Origin of the sequence: Haloglomus irregulare, from assembly GCF_007421925.1 — an archaeon.
Taxonomy (GTDB): Archaea; Halobacteriota; Halobacteria; order Halobacteriales; family Haloarculaceae; genus Haloglomus; species Haloglomus irregulare.
In genome coordinates this window covers 19853-34093 of the sequence record NZ_QMDX01000012.1, presented here as the reverse complement: position 1 = coordinate 34093, position 14241 = coordinate 19853, and the positions used below count along the sequence as shown (strand labels likewise).

The window sequence follows — 14241 nt, the reverse complement described above, 5'->3', positions numbered from 1 at the left end:
ATCGTCCGGTGCATTACGTTGGAATCCCGCCCACGGCGACAGTGTTCCAGCCGACTGGGGCATCCGCGCGAGCGGAGCGAGCGCGGTTCTCCGGCACGAGGGCGCGCAGCGCCCGAGTGCCGGCCCTTTTTGAGGTTGTTTGTCGCGAGTGGTACGCAGGCGCGGCGAAGCCGCGCCGAGGACACCCGAGCGGGAAAGAAGCTCGCTCACTCCCATCGATAGCTCACCTGGCTCATGACGTGTCGACTGGTCATCTCGGCCGAGGCCTCCGAGTAGTCGAACAGCTCCTGCATGTTCCGGATGGTGTCGGCCTTCACCTCGGCGGTCTCGGTCCCCGACGGCGGGTCCGACCACTGGTCGGGGTCGAAGTCCGGGAACGTCCGGCGGACGTCGTCCCAGTCGTGGGTGCCGAGCACCGCCTTGATGACGGGGATCTCCTTGACGTTCACGTCGCCGACGCGGAACTCCTCGTCGCGGTTCCGCCAGGCGTGGCGGTTCAGGGCCGTGACGACCTTGTCGGCGCGGAACTCGGTGACCGCACCACCGGGCTCCGTGCCGTCGTAGTCGTCCTCGTCGAACCGGCCGAGATGCTCGGTCTCGAACACCTTCATCTTCAGCGGGTCCGGCTCCTCGAGCTCGCCGCGGTCGTTCTCTATCTGCTCGTCCTCGACCCAGGCGTAGACGTGCTCGATGTACTCCTCGACGGTTTCCTCCTCGACGCGCTTCTCGCGCATGATGGCCTCCAGCACGTCGTCCTCCTGCTCGGTGAAGACGTGGTTCTTCACGGGGACGAGCCGGTTCTCGAACTCGGTCTTCTCGTTGGGGCCGAAGACGGGCGCGTCGCCCAGCTCCTCGGCCATCCGGTTGAGCAGGTCACGGGGCATCACCACGTCCTCGACGGCGAGTTCGGGGTGATGGCGGTCCCGCTCGGTCTGGAGCAGGTCCGCGATGATGTCGCGGGTGTAGGTGACGGGGATGCCGGTATCGCCGTCCTCGGCCTCGTCGTCGAAGTCGAAGGCCTCCTTCTCCCGGCGCTCGTCACCGTCGCGGAGGTAGCCCCGGTCGAACACGAGCGCCTTGTCCACCAGGTCCAGCCCCGGTGGGACGTCCTCGCCGTCCAGCCGCGTGACGACGGCGTACAGCCCGGCCGCCTCGATGGCGTGCGGGGCGAGCTCCTTCTCCCGGACGACGCCCTGGCCGTCCCGGACCTGCACCCGGACCGGCTGGCGGATCTTCGCGGCGAGCTCGTCGTAGGAGTTGGCCTCCCAGACGCTGGTCTCGCTGGTCAGCTCCCGCCGGATGAGCTCCGCCTCCAGCGACAGGTTCGTCAGGTAGGTGAACTCGTGCTTGTCGAGCCGGCGCTTGAGCGCCTTCAGCGGGTCCGCCCCCGACCGGTCGGCGTGCTGGTTCAGCTGCGCCTCCAGGTCCGGGTTCGAGATGATGACCATCTGCGTGTCGATGTCCATCCCGATGCCCTTGTCCAGCTTCACCGTCCCCTCGTCGGGGACGTTCAGCAGCTTCTGGAGCAGGTCGGCGTGCTGGGCGGCGTCCTCGACGATGGTCAGGAGGCCGTTGCCCTGCGAGAGGACGCCGTCGTAGCTGAACGCCTGCGGGTTCTTCCGGCCCCGCGAGTCCAGTTCGCGGAGCATCCCGGCCATCCAGGAGCCGACGAGCCGCTCCTTGGGCGAGCCGTCGTCCTCGGAGTGGAGCACGCCGATGCCGCTCCCCACGTCCGCGATGTAGTTCTTTACACGCAGATGCTCGGAGTCGGTCACGGCCGAGAACAGGTCCTCGGCGCCCTGGCGGCGGTACTGCTCCTCCAGGTAGTCGTACGCCTCCCGCGAGAACGGGTCCAGCCGGCCCTCCACGCGGACGGGGATGTGGTCCTCGACCCGCGCGTTCAGGTCGGCCAGCAGCTCCTCACGGACGTCCTCGGGGAACACCGTCAGCGGGTGCGCCTGCACCGGCGAGGCGTACCAGTCGTCCTCGTCGGAGACGGGTTCGCCGCCGCCATAGGTCATCCCGCCCGACGAGTCCTCGGCACCGGCGACGTTCCACTCGACGGTGTAGCGGCGGCCCTCCGTGGTCTTGCTGTACTCCCGGAGCCCGTTGATGAGACAGCGTTTCAGTTCGGACTTCCCGGTCGCGGTCGGCCCCTCGAGCCAGACGATCTTCTCGTCCTTCCCGCGGCCGGCGGCGATGGAGCGGAGGTCGTCGACGAAGGCGTTCAGCACCTCCGTGTTGCCCAGGATGGCGTGTTCACCGTCGTTGTGGGGGTCGTCGAAGAAGCGGTAGCGCTGCTTCTCCTCGCCCTCCTCGACGACGGTGCGGGTGCCGGCGGCCTCGATGGCTTGGAGCAGGTATTTCGAGGCATGGCTGGCGGTCGAGGGCTGCTCGAACACCGCCTCGACGTACTCGGACAGTGACATCGGCGGCTCGTAGGTCTCCTCCAGGCTCTCGTCGGCCGCGTCGATGAACGCGGTCGGGTCGCGCCGTCGGGTCCCGCCGTCCGTGCTCGTCCCGTCGTCGCGCTCGGTCGCCCGGTGCTCGTCGGTCATCTCACTCCTCCATCTCCGTCTTGGCGACCTCCGCGCCGGCGAACTCGAGCACCTCGCGGGCCCCGTCCTCGGAGTAGCCCTGGTCGGTCAGGGCCTGGACCCAGGCGTTGCGCTCGTCGTCGTCCATCTCCCCGCTGGAGACCAGCGCGGAGAAGTTGATGTTGTGCTTCTTGTCCTCCCAGAGCTTGCGCTCCAGCGCGCGACGCAACCGGTCGTTGTCCTGTGGGTCGAACGTCTCCCCCTCGCGGGCACGCCGGCTGACCCAGTTGGCGACCTCCTGGCGGAAGTCGTCCTTCCGGTCCTCCGGGATGTCGAGCTTCTCCTCGACGTCGCGGAGGAACTTCTCGTCTGGCTCCTGCTCGCGCCCGGTGATCTCGTCCTCGACGGTGTCGTCGTCGATGTAGGCCATGACGTGGTCCATGTACTTCTCGCCCTGGCGCTGGATCTCGTCGAGGTCGTACGCCAGCGCGTGGCGCACGTCCTCGATGGCGCGCTCCTTGTACTCCTCCCGGACGAGTTCGAGGTAGCGGTAGTACGTCTCGAAGTTCTCCTCCGGGATGGAGCCGTGGTTCTCCAGGTTCTCCTCTAGATGGTTGAACGTCGTGAGCGGCGAGAGGAAGCCGCGGCTCCGGTGCATCGAGTCCATGATGGCCTCGGCGATCTCGTCGCCGATGAACCGCGGCGAGACGCCGTCCATCCCCTCCCCGAGGTCGGTTGCCTCCTCGGCCTCGTCGCGGAGCTTCTTGACGTCGATGTCCTCGCCCTCGTCGATCTCGCCGTTGTAGGCCTTGACCTTCTGGACGACGCTGATCTGGCCGCCGTCGGGCTCGGCGATGCGGGTGAGCACGCCGAACAGGCCCGCCATCTCCAGGGTGTGGGGCTCGACGTGGATGTCCGGCACGTCGGCGTTGTGCAGCATCTTCCGGTAGATCTCGGCCTCCTCGGCGTACTGGAGGACGTACGGGAAGTCGATGCGCTTGGTCCGGTCGTTGAACGCCTCCATCTTCTCGTCGCCCTTCTTGTCCCGGTACTCGGGCATGTTCGTCCGGCCGACGATGACCTGGTCGATGTCGATACGGGGGTTGTTCTTCGGCTTGATCGTCTGCTCCTGAGTGGCGTGGAGGAAGTCGTAGAGGAACTCCCGCTGGAGCTTCAGCAGCTCCTCGCCGGAGAAGATACCGCGGTTCGCGTTGCAGAACGCGCCGCTGTAGTCGAACGCCCGCGGGTCCGACTCCCCGTAGACGGCGATCTTCGAGTAGTTGACGTCGCCCGTCAGCTCCGTCTCGTCCTGGTTCTTCTTGTCCTTGGGCTCGAACGTCTCGATGCCCTGGCGCTTGTTCTCGTCGGCGATGAACCGGATGACCTCGACGTGGTTCGAGAGCACCGTCTGCAGGTCGTCGTTGTACTCCTCCAGCAGCTTGTCCATGTAGAACTCGCTGGCGGGGTCGAGCGCCTGCTCGTTCCGGATGGTGTAGGGGGCGTCGAGCGCGTCGTTCACCCGTTCGAGGACGCGGTCACGCTGCTGCTGTGGCAGCAGCACCAGGGGGTCCTGGTTCATCGGCGACCGGACGACGTCGTCGGCCGGGTCCTGGTCGCGGATGACGTCGCCGAGGTTCGTCCACCGGAAGGTGTACATCCGACCCTCATCGGTGGTCGTGTAGTCCTCGTAGTAGTTGCGCACCTGCCGGTCGAACTCCGACTTCCCGGAGCCGACGGGGCCCAGCAGGAGCTTGATCCGCTTCTCGGGACCCAGCCCGCGGGCGCCCGACTTGACCTTGTTGACGAACTCGTGGATGGACTCGTGGACGGCCCGCCCGTAGAACGTGTTCTCGCCGTCGTTCAGCGGGTCCTCGCTGGCGAGCTGGTACTCGACGACGCCGGCGTCCTCGTCGTACTCGGTGCCGTAGTAGTCGAACATGTCCGCCACCCGCTGGTGGGCGTTGCGCGCGATGTGCGGGGACTCGTACAGCTCCTCGAGGTACCACTCGAAGGAGTGGGTCTCCCGGAGGTCCTCGGGGATGGTGTCACGGTACTCCTGGCTGAGGTCTTCCAGACTCTGTTGTTCACTCATGTGTTGCTCGTTGTGTCGTGTGGGCTGACAGCCGCCACGGCCTCTGCCGCCGTCGGCGCGGTCGGTGGCACGGTCCGCCCGGGTGGCCCCCGCTCGCGCGGGCCTGCCGATGAGTGTCCCGTCCGATGAGTGGGCGTACCACCCGTCGCACCGGTGCCGTCGCCGTCGGCAACGCCGCGCGACGCGGCTGGGGTCCGGCGGCCCGATGCCACCGTACTATATGTACTATGAGAGTGCGTCACTCATAAGTTTTGCCGCCTTATGCGCAGGTGGCCGCGGTCGAACCGGGGCGAAACCGCAAGCCAACGGTTCGGTGACATGATTTCACATGGCAATCGTCGGCTCGGACTGATATACTTTCTTACAGCGGCCATCGATGAACCCCGGGACCGCCGCACTCAGGAGGCCGCGTCGCGTACCCGAGGGCGATGCCCGACGACGCCCACGACGACCCGGCGGGCGACCCCGCGGGGGAAGCCGACTCGCCGGCCCGGCCGCTCCCGGACGGCTGGCAGCGCTGGAGCGACGACGACGAGCGGACCGTCCTCGTCTTCCGGCCGGACGTGTTCGACGGGGGGTCGTTCCCGGCCCCCTGCCTGCCGACCATCTACGTCACGCACGGGCGTCGGAACCGCCGGCCGGGCGTCGAGCGCTCGGCCCGACCGGGTGCCTCCTGGGTCGTCACGCTCTACCTCGAACCCGAGGTCGCGGCCCCGGAGGAACTGTACGACAGCCGTCCGGACGCCCTGGCCGGCGCCCACGAACTGGCCGCCCGGTTCGCCCGGGGGGAGGTCGCCTACCGGGGGGTCTATCAGGTCCCCCGCGAGTCGTACCTCGAAGCGCTGGACCGGCTCACCGGCGAGTGAGGCGGGACCGCCCGGGCGTTTTTTACACGGCGCAGCGAACGGTGGCGTATGACCACGGTCACGCTCATCGGGACCCGCCTCGCCGAACTCGGGACGGAGTTCGTGTACGGCGGTGAGGCGGACGGCTGCGCCGGCTGCCCGTACCGCGACCAGTGTCTCAACCTGACCGAGGGCCGCAAGTACCGCGTCATCGAGGTCCGGGACGGCGGGCAGACCCTCGACTGCGCGATGCACGACGCCGGGGTCCGGGCTGTGGAGGTCGAACCCGCATCCATCACCGCGAACGTGCCCGCGACATCGGCCTACGCCGGCAGTCGCGTCTCGCTGGCGGGACCCTGCCCGCACACGGAATGTCCGAGCCACGAGTTCTGCGAGCCCGATGGCGCCGACTTCGACGCGGAGCACCGCATCGACGAGGTGCTCGGTGACCCGCCGCACGACCACTGTGCGCTGGGCCGGGACCTCGAGCTGGTTGAGTTCGCGCCGCCCGAGGAGTAGCGCCGGCCGCCGTCACCGCCGGTCCGGGACCGGCTCGGTGTCCGGCTCCAGCTTGCCGACCAGCTCGCCGGTGTAGCCGAACACGTCCTCGTAGCCGTACGACGACATCAGGATGGGGTAGAACGGCTCCTCGGCGACCAGCTGCTCGCCGTCGACGGCGGCGAACGCCTCCCCGGCGTTCACGCGCTCGAAGTTCTCGGCGAACACCTCGTAGCGGTCGCCGCGGCGCTTGGGGATTCGCCGGCACATCCGATAGACGGGCACCTCGCGGTCCTCGTGGGGCTCGCCGGGGAGTGCACCGACGGCGGCCAGGAACTCCCGGATCAGCCGTTCTGCGTTCTCGGCGGCCGCCTCGCTCCCTTGGAGGCCGCACTCGACCTCCAGCACGTTCGGGCGCTCGATGAGCCGCCCATCGGAGAACTGCGAGGTCTCGACGAGGGCGTCGACCGCGAGATAGGGACACGCCGACCGGGCCAGCGCGTCCACCGTATCACAGAGGGCGAACGGGCCCCCGTACGACTGCGTCGAGTGCATCGAGAAGACAACGCAGTCCCGGAGCTCCGCCAGGAGGTCGTGGGCCAGTCGCCCCTCGTGGGTGTCGGCGTCGGGGCCCCCCGGGAACGCCCGGTTCAGGTCCTCCTCCACGTACCGGAGGTTCCGGGCCCGGGCCTCCTCGTTGGCGACGATGAGCTTGACCGGGCGCGCGGGGTCCGGGTCGGCCTGGAGCAGCGCCTCGATGGCACGGGGACCGCACGGCTCGTCGCCGTGGATACCGCCGACGATGGCGATCTCCGGCTCCCCGTCACCCAGCTGCTCGACCCGCATTGCACCGGGATACCCTCCCGAGCCCTATCAACGACCCGCTTCTGTGACGCCAGCCGGCGTCCGGGACCGCAGGGGGCCCGGAACGCCGGCTAGGGTCCGGTGTCGACGCCGGCGTTCCCGTTAGTGTCCGCCGTGCCGCCGACGGCTGCCCACGACTCGCCGTCGCCACTCACCTCGACCGGACCGAGCGTCTCTCCGCCAGCGCCGTCGTCCATCCGGACGAAGTAGGTGAACGTCCGCGTCTCTCCGGGGTCCACTTCGGCGTCGAACTCCACCGCCGTCCTGTTGCCCTGGTCGTACGTCTCGTACGCCACGTCCCCGGTGCCGGCGACCTCGTATCCCGATGGCATGCGGTCACGGACCGTGACGCCCGCGCCACCGTCGCGCTCGAACGCCCGGACCGTGATATCGACCCGGTTGGTCGCGTTCGCCCTGTACACGGTGCCGTCGTCCGAACGCTCGACCTCCAGCGGTGGTCGCGGAGCCGTCAGGTCGACCGGCTTGAACCTGGTGGCGTAGACGCCGGCGCCGCGGTCGCCGGAGTAACTGACGCCGTTGTGCTCGACAGTGCTCCAGACGTCCGGCGACAGGTCAGCCGTCTCCTCGTTCCGCGGGCGAGCGTGGCCCTCGTCGACGAGGTCCCAGTCCGTGGTGTTGTTGATCCAGCCGATGGTCCGACTGCCATCGCGTCCGTCCACGTTCGGGTTCTCCGTGGGCCGATAGCTGCGTCGCCCCTCGGCACCGGGCGTCCCGCCATCGACCGCCGTCAACCCGTTCTGCTCACCCGGGCTGACCTCCAGGTAGCGGACGCCACCGTGGTAGTGGCCCTGATGGATGACGAACCGCTCCTGCCCGCCCAGCTCGTGCCTTGCGACCTGCGAGTTGTGGGGACTGAGCTGGAAGGAGAAGGTGCTCTGCTCGATGTCCTCGAACGCGACGTCGTCGTCGGTATCGACGTTCCTCCAGGTCCAGTTGGTCAGCTCGCCGAGCTGCTTCGGCCCGTCGCCCGGGGCCCGGACGTCGTCGCCGGGGTCGTCCGGGTAGACACCGTCGCAGTCGACGAGGAACACCGTCCCCGTCGAGTTGGGGTTGGTCTTGTCCTGGTGTGGCGTGTTGTAGATGACCGAGGAACGCTGGTCGAACCGCTCGTCGGGCTCCTCGTGGCTGGTGACGGCGACGCGCTTCGTCCCGCCGTCGGGTGTCTCGACGACGTCCGGGAACGGCGCCGCGAAGTGCGACTGGTTCATGTCGAACTGCCCGATATGCTCGATATCCGTCGGGTCGGAGACGTCGAGCACGCGCAGGCCGCGGTCCCAGTCGGCGACGTAGGCTGTCGGCCGGCCGTTCCGCGGGTCGTCCTGGACCTCGATGTCGTGGACGTAGGAGAGTCCGTGCCGGGCACCGACGCCACCGCGGACGGTGTTACCATCGGCGGTCCAGCGGTTGACCAGGGTCAGCTTCCCGGGCCCACGGTCGAACCGGAGGACGTACACCCCGCTGTCGGGCGAGAGTAGCCCGACGTTCTTGCAGGCGAAGACGTATTCGGTCCCGTCGATGCGGTGGTGGAACAGGTTGTGGACGCCGGTCGAGAACGCCCCGTCGACCACGTCGACGGTCCGCGGTCGCGCCGGGTCGGAGATGTCAACCGCGACGACCCCGCCGGTGGCCTCCGGTCTGGCGAAGGGGTCCGAGAGGTTCACCGTCCCGTTCGAGCCGCCGTCGACGGGCACCAGCGCCTGGGTCCCGACGAAGGCGTAGTTACCGTCGTCTGAGAGCTTGATATCGGTCGCCAGGTTGGACTCCGCGCCGACGTTCCGGAGGATGGAGTGGACGGTGAACTCCGCATCCCGCAGCTCGGCCGGGTTCGAGGCGTCGTTGAACTCGGAGATATCCAGCACGGCCAGCCGCCGGCCGGGGTCCTCGCTCCCGGACGCCCGGAACGAGGTCACGGCGATATCGCCGTGGACCCGGACCTCCGCGTTCGTGTCGCCATCGTGGCGCTGGGCTTCCTGCCCGGCCGTCCGGGCGGGACCGACGTCACCGAGACTGTGGTAGCCCACCTCCTCCGCTCTCCTGAACGGATTCCCCTCGTCGAGCCCGAACGGCTCCCCCCCGGGGCCGTCGATGCCGGAGTCCCGACCCTTGCCGCCGTCGGTGCCGGGGTGGCCACTGACCGACCCGATGGCACCGAGCCCGAGTACACCCGCTCCGAGCTGGAGCAGGGAACGACGCGTCCGTTCGGTTGGATCCTCGTCCGCCATGGACCAACGCGTGCCCCACCGGCACAAAGGGGATGTGACAAGCTCGTCCAAACGGTCGAGGAGCGCCCGCCTTCCGCCGAAACTGGCTACTCGTTCGTTCAGCGGTCGGGCTGGACACCACGCCGAGCGATCGTCACGGAACGCCCGAGCATCCACACCACAGCTCACGCCCGTGTTCGCGGGGTCAGTCCGGCTGCACGGAGAGCGTGAGTTCGAGGTCCGAATCACAGCTCCGGCAGCGGCCGCCGTGGATGACGTCCTTCAGCAGCTGCTGGTTGAAGCAGGAGGGGCAGGAGACGGCCGTCATCGTGCCGGGAAGCGCGTCGAACGTGTTGTCATGGTCCAGTACGAACTCCATCGAACCGTCGTCGGTCGACATGTGAACTGTTGACGCCGACCAGGATACTAAACCTTCGGCGAACCGACGGACATCGCGAGGGTCAGCGGCGGGGGGATGGCGGCCCGACCGCTCGGGTCACCGCCCGCGCCCCCTCGGCCAGCAGGTCGACCCGAGCCGGATTCCGACGACGGGCAGAGCGGTTCCCCCCGAGCCCACAGCGAGGATCGGGCGATGGAGCTTCCGGCCGGGTCGCGTGCCAGCGGTGGACTGCCGGGACCGTGAGGGGGCTCGGCCATGGCCCTCTCCCCGTGCACCGGGACGGTGGTGATCGCGACGGTTCCCACCACGTGACCGCTGACGCGGCCGACCGAGCGCCCGACGCTTCCCCGGGAGTGCCCCGCCCCTGTCAGTCCAGCCGTGCGCCGTCACGTGGGCAGTAGTCGTGCTCGGGGTCCCTGGTCCGATACCCACAGCGTGGACACTCGCGGACCGGCGGCCCGGTGGTCGCCGACTCGTCGTCCCCGAGCCCACGGAACAGGAACGGGACGAGCGGAACGAACAGGAACAGCAGGAGGGTGTCGAAGTAGACGTAGACGACGGCGCTGACGAGCAGGCTCGCGAGCAGCCCGATCGCCGCCGTAAGCAGTCGCGAACGCACGGTCTCGGTTCGGTCCCTGAGGGAGGAAACGGTTCCGTTCCGCCAGTGTCCGCGAGGAGTGCCCTCAGCGGGTGCCGATGTCGTCCTCGTCCTTGATGACGCGTACGTCCGCTTCGCCGCTGGAGACCTCGTTACAGAGCTCGTAGAACTCGTTCTGGAGGCCGGCCGGGAACCGCAGCACGCCGACCCAGCTTCCGTCGGACTGCCACTCCTCGCGCTGCAGGTCCCCGAACTCCCGGACCTGTGCCTGCCCCGACCCGGCGTGGTCCGCCGGCAGCTGGACCGCCATCACGACCTCGTCGAACCGGATGGGGATGACCGGCCGGAGCGCGTCGAGCGCATCGTCGACCTGGTTCTCCACCGGCTCCATCGGGTCCACCGTGAACCCGGCCTGCTCCAGGGCGCGCTCAACCCGCTCGGGCGGATGCGGCGCGTCGTCCTGCTGGGGGTTGACCGCGTTCCGGACGATGGTGTTGACCAGCTGTTTGTGCTTCTGCTCCTGCATCTCCCGGCGCTGGTCGGCCGTGATCTGGATCTCCCCGCGCTTGATCACCTCCGGGATGATCGCCATCGGGTCGGTCGTCCCGAACACCTCCTCCAGGGCGGTCTCGGGCGGGCGGTCGCCCCGGGAGGCGTCCTCGAACACGTCCTCCGCGGCGATGACGTCCTCCAGGTCGCCCTCGAACTCGTCACGCTTGATGGCCAGCGCCGCGTCCGGGTCAATCAGTACCTCGAACCGCTCGCCGTGCGATTCGAGCCGCGCGGTCACGGCCTCGTCGAGTGATATCATGCCGCCGGCTACGCGGGGATATGGTTAAAAGATATGTCCCCTGGGGCGGCGGTCCGCGTGGCCGTCGCCACCGGATGGGAACGAGTGGAGGGAGTGGGGAACGGGCGGGGGCGCTCCGTAGCTAGAGCGTGTCGTCGACGGTGTCCGTCAAGGAGCCGTCATCGCCGCTCGCCGTGTCGTCAGCGGTATCGGCCGCCGAGTCGGTCGTGTCGTCCGTGCTGCCCGAGAGCGTGGTATCCGAGCCGCTCCCGGCCGACGTGCCGCCAACGACCACGTTCCGCGGGTCGTTCCCGCCGAAGGTGATCTCCACGTCGCCGTCGTCCTGGTCGTCGCTGTCGTTGTCATCGGTGAACGACCCCTCGCCATCAGCGGTGGGGGCCTGGACGCCACGCTGAGCCGGGTCGTCGTCGGTGACCTCGATCCGCGCCGGGCCGAACGTGTAGCTCCCGTTGGAGTCCGGCGCCTCGACGGCGTAGATCCGACTGGTGCCGTCCGTGGCGTCGTCCTCGCCGAAGGGCCCCAGGTCGATGATCTCGTGCGAACCCTCGGTTCGGACCTCACCCTCGTAATCCGTATCGGGGTCGTCCGGATCGTCCGTCACGGTCCAGTCGGCGGGGACCCGGTCGTAGATGCGGCCCTCGGTGACATCGGCGCTGTTGAGATCGACCCGCACCGTGTTGCGGGCGTTGGCGGTGAACCGGTCGCCGCTGTCGAACCGCTCGCCGGAGACGTCGATCCCCGGAAGTGGCTCGAACTCGGGCGTGAACGATGCCCTGAACTCGATATCGGTCCGCGCGTCGAACCCGTTGACCAGCCCGGGGATGTTGACGAGCTTGGCGACGACGAACAGCGTCCGCGTGTCGACCTCGTCCCGGCGCCCGAGATCGAACTCCTCGCCGGTGTCGACGGTGAGCGTGAGGCTGCCTCTGCGCGCACCGACCCCGCTGGTAGCGTCGATCGTGCCCTGCGCCACGACGTTCGGCACCCCGTTCGGGCCCGGGTTCTCGCCGTCGTAGACGAACACGTCGACCTGTGGCGCGCCGGTGGCCATGCTGACGTCCGCACCACGGAGGTTCCCGGCAGACACCGTCAGGTCGAGGACGCCCCGCGGCGCCTCGACGTAGCCCGCGACCGCGCGGTTGTCCTGAGGCACGTCGAGTCCGACTGTCAGTTCGTTGCCGTCACTGTCAGTGACCCCGTAACTACTGGTGACAGGTTCGTCCGCATCGTCCGGGCTGAACTCGTCGTTGGTCAGCGAATCGCCGCCACCGTAGACGTTCCGTGTCACCGCATCGACGGCGGCGTCCGGGTTGACCCGGCCGTAGCCCTCGAACGGGTCGCGGCCGCCACCCTGGCATGACGGGGACTTCGCGCGGTGGTACGGAGCGGCGGTGAACACCGTCTCCGTCGCCGTCGCCAGGATGACCTGTTTCAGCCGGAACGTGTCGTTGATGCCCGACTGTGCCGTGCTGTTGAGGATGCTCTTGTTGTTGCCCTCCGGGTCCTCGTCCTCCATCGCGTCGGCGACCAGCCCGGCGACGCCGCTGGTGAACGGCGCGGCCATCGACGTGCCGGCCTTGCCGGTGTAGTCCTGCGGCCCGGTGTCCGTGTCGAACTCGCTGTAGTCGGTGTCGGCCTCCGCGGCCGTCACCAGATCGTCGAGCGTACCGCCCGGCGCGGTCACGTCGGGTTTCATGTACGTCCCGTCCTCTCCGTCGTCGACGGCGCCGATACCGCCGGACGAGTAGCCGCTGATGCCGTCCTTCGGGCCGGTGGCGACCACGCTGATCGTCTCGTCGGCGACCGCGGGCGCGCCGTTCCCGTTGGCGGGGGTCGCGGCGTTGCCGGCCGCGGCGACCGTCAGGATCCCCTGTTCGGCCATGTCCCGAATGCCACCGACCACGTCGCCGAAGACATCGCCGGAGGCGCCGCCAGCAGCGCCGAGCGGGAGCCCACCGACGTACCCCCACGACATGTTGACCGCGCGGAGATTGAACGTCTCGCTGAACTCCGTCGCGTACTCGCCGAGGAACGGGATGGGACCCGAGAGCCCCTGCAGCCCGACCAGCGGGGCGTCCGGGGCGACACCGGAGTGGAGCGCGACCTGCGTGTCGGAGCCCCTATCACCCGTGGTCCCGGGAGGATCGGCGAACGTGCCGACGCTGTACGAGTCGACACGGCCGACGCCGTTCAGGCCCTGTGCGATGGCGTCCGACTCCTCGGTCGAGGCCGGGCGGATGGTCACCGTGTAGGCCTCGTCCGGGTCGGCGGGCACCGAGACGGTGTTGTTGTCGTTCGTGCTCGCGTCGCTGGAGATGGTCGAGGAGGCGACCGTCTCGCCTCTCGGGCCGCGCTCGCTGATGTCGATCTCGATGCTGTCACCGTAGGCGGAGGCGTAGACCCCGGCCTCCCCGTCGTCGACGAACACGTCCACGTCGACCGTGTTACCGAACTGGAGCTGCCGGGTCTCCCCGCTCGTCTCCACCTCGCGGGTGACCTCACTGGCCCGGCCGGAGCCACCCATGATGGAGGCGCAGTGGCTCCCGTGGCCGTCGGGGTCGCGGGGTTTCGGGGAGTTCCCATACCGTGACCCGGCGTTGAACCAGCCGATGGTTTTGGCCTCGTCCGGGCCCACGCTGAACGGATCGATCTCCGACCCCAGCAGACCCGCGGGCATCCGGTCGTACGTCCTGGCGGTGATGGTCAGCTCCGAAACCGTGCTGAGATCCCCAGTGGCGGCGAACCGGTGAGGAGTGTCGGCCTCCAGTGGAACGTCCGTCAGCTCCTCCACTTCACGGCTGGTCCCCGTTTCGGCGACCGTCTCCCAGCCCCCCTCGACCTCGCACTGGAACAGTAGATCGAGGCTGTTGGCCTCGTTGCCGCTGGGACGTGGGCTCGGCGTCCATGTCATCGTCGCGGAGGCGTGGCTCCGCTTTGCGTCCGGCGTGAGTGTGACCAGTTCGACGGTGGTGGTCCCGGTCGTCGACGCCGGACTGACCGTCTCCTCGTCGGCGTGGGTCTTCTCGCTGTCTCGGACGAAGTCGACGTTGCGATCCTTGAGCGCGAACCCGCCATCGTCCTCGACGATCTCGACACCGTTCCACGGGCCCAGGTCGGGGTGGCGGGCATCGATGCCGGAGTCGGTCAGACCGAGGGCGTTGTCGTTGCTACCGCGGTAGCCACGGTCCCACACCTTCGCCAGTTCCTGCACGCGCGGGTTGGCGAACTTCCGATCCATCGGGTGGTCCGCCGACACCGTGTCCGCCGACGCGCCGAACAGGCCGGCGCCGACCGCGGCGCCGGTGGCCTTCGCAAACGTTCTCCGTGATAGTTCGATACCGCTGTCGTTCGATGAGTCGTCCCCACTCATGGTT

At 68.6% G+C, this 14241-nt stretch carries 10 protein-coding genes; 2 read left to right on the top strand and 8 right to left on the bottom strand.

Translation table 11 applies throughout. From position 1 onward, the window contains the following. Positions 1-206 precede the first annotated feature (206 nt). On the bottom strand, positions 207-2429 hold the full coding sequence (locus DP107_RS15285) for a PrkA family serine protein kinase (RefSeq protein ID WP_394348550.1): 2223 nt from the start codon (positions 2427-2429) through the stop codon (positions 207-209). Between the two features lie 130 nt (positions 2430-2559). After that, positions 2560-4629, bottom strand: coding sequence for a PrkA family serine protein kinase (locus tag DP107_RS15280; RefSeq protein WP_144263006.1), 2070 nt, complete (start codon positions 4627-4629; stop codon positions 2560-2562). A 428-nt stretch (positions 4630-5057) separates the two neighbouring features. Between DP107_RS15280 and DP107_RS15275 the strand changes: the two genes are divergently transcribed. Both DP107_RS15275 and DP107_RS15270 read left to right on the top strand, forming a co-directional pair. Continuing rightward, positions 5058-5495 (top strand): DUF5820 family protein, encoded by a 438-nt coding sequence (locus DP107_RS15275; RefSeq protein ID WP_144263005.1) that lies wholly within the window; start codon positions 5058-5060, stop codon positions 5493-5495. Between the two features lie 48 nt (positions 5496-5543). Then, on the top strand, positions 5544-5993 hold the full coding sequence (locus DP107_RS15270) for a UPF0179 family protein (protein ID WP_144263004.1): 450 nt from the start codon (positions 5544-5546) through the stop codon (positions 5991-5993). Positions 5994-6005: 12 nt separating this feature from the next. Here DP107_RS15270 and DP107_RS15265 read toward each other — a convergent pair whose 3' ends face one another. The 6 genes from DP107_RS15265 to DP107_RS15240 all read right to left on the bottom strand — a co-directional run bounded on the left by DP107_RS15265 (position 6006) and on the right by DP107_RS15240 (position 14237). Further along, the gene (locus DP107_RS15265; RefSeq protein ID WP_144263003.1) at positions 6006-6818 is read right to left on the bottom strand and encodes a M14 family metallopeptidase; all 813 of its coding nucleotides are present in this window, start codon (positions 6816-6818) and stop codon (positions 6006-6008) included. Positions 6819-6907: 89 nt separating this feature from the next. Continuing rightward, positions 6908-9079, bottom strand: a complete 2172-nt coding sequence (locus tag DP107_RS15260; RefSeq protein WP_144263002.1) for a hypothetical protein — start codon at positions 9077-9079, stop codon at positions 6908-6910. Between the two features lie 184 nt (positions 9080-9263). Further along, a complete protein-coding gene (locus tag DP107_RS15255) occupies positions 9264-9458 on the bottom strand; it encodes a hypothetical protein (RefSeq protein ID WP_144263001.1) in 195 nt (64 codons plus the stop codon). A gap of 367 nt (positions 9459-9825) precedes the next feature. Then, positions 9826-10077: a hypothetical protein gene (locus tag DP107_RS15250; RefSeq protein ID WP_144263000.1), complete on the bottom strand. Its 252-nt coding sequence runs from the start codon at positions 10075-10077 to the stop codon at positions 9826-9828. Between the two features lie 64 nt (positions 10078-10141). Next, complete coding sequence (locus DP107_RS15245) at positions 10142-10867, bottom strand: ribosome assembly factor SBDS (protein WP_144262999.1); 726 nt, start codon at positions 10865-10867, stop codon at positions 10142-10144. 121 nt (positions 10868-10988) lie between these two features. Further along, positions 10989-14237, bottom strand: a complete 3249-nt coding sequence (locus DP107_RS15240; protein WP_144262998.1) for a S8 family serine peptidase — start codon at positions 14235-14237, stop codon at positions 10989-10991. Positions 14238-14241: the final 4 nt, after the last annotated feature.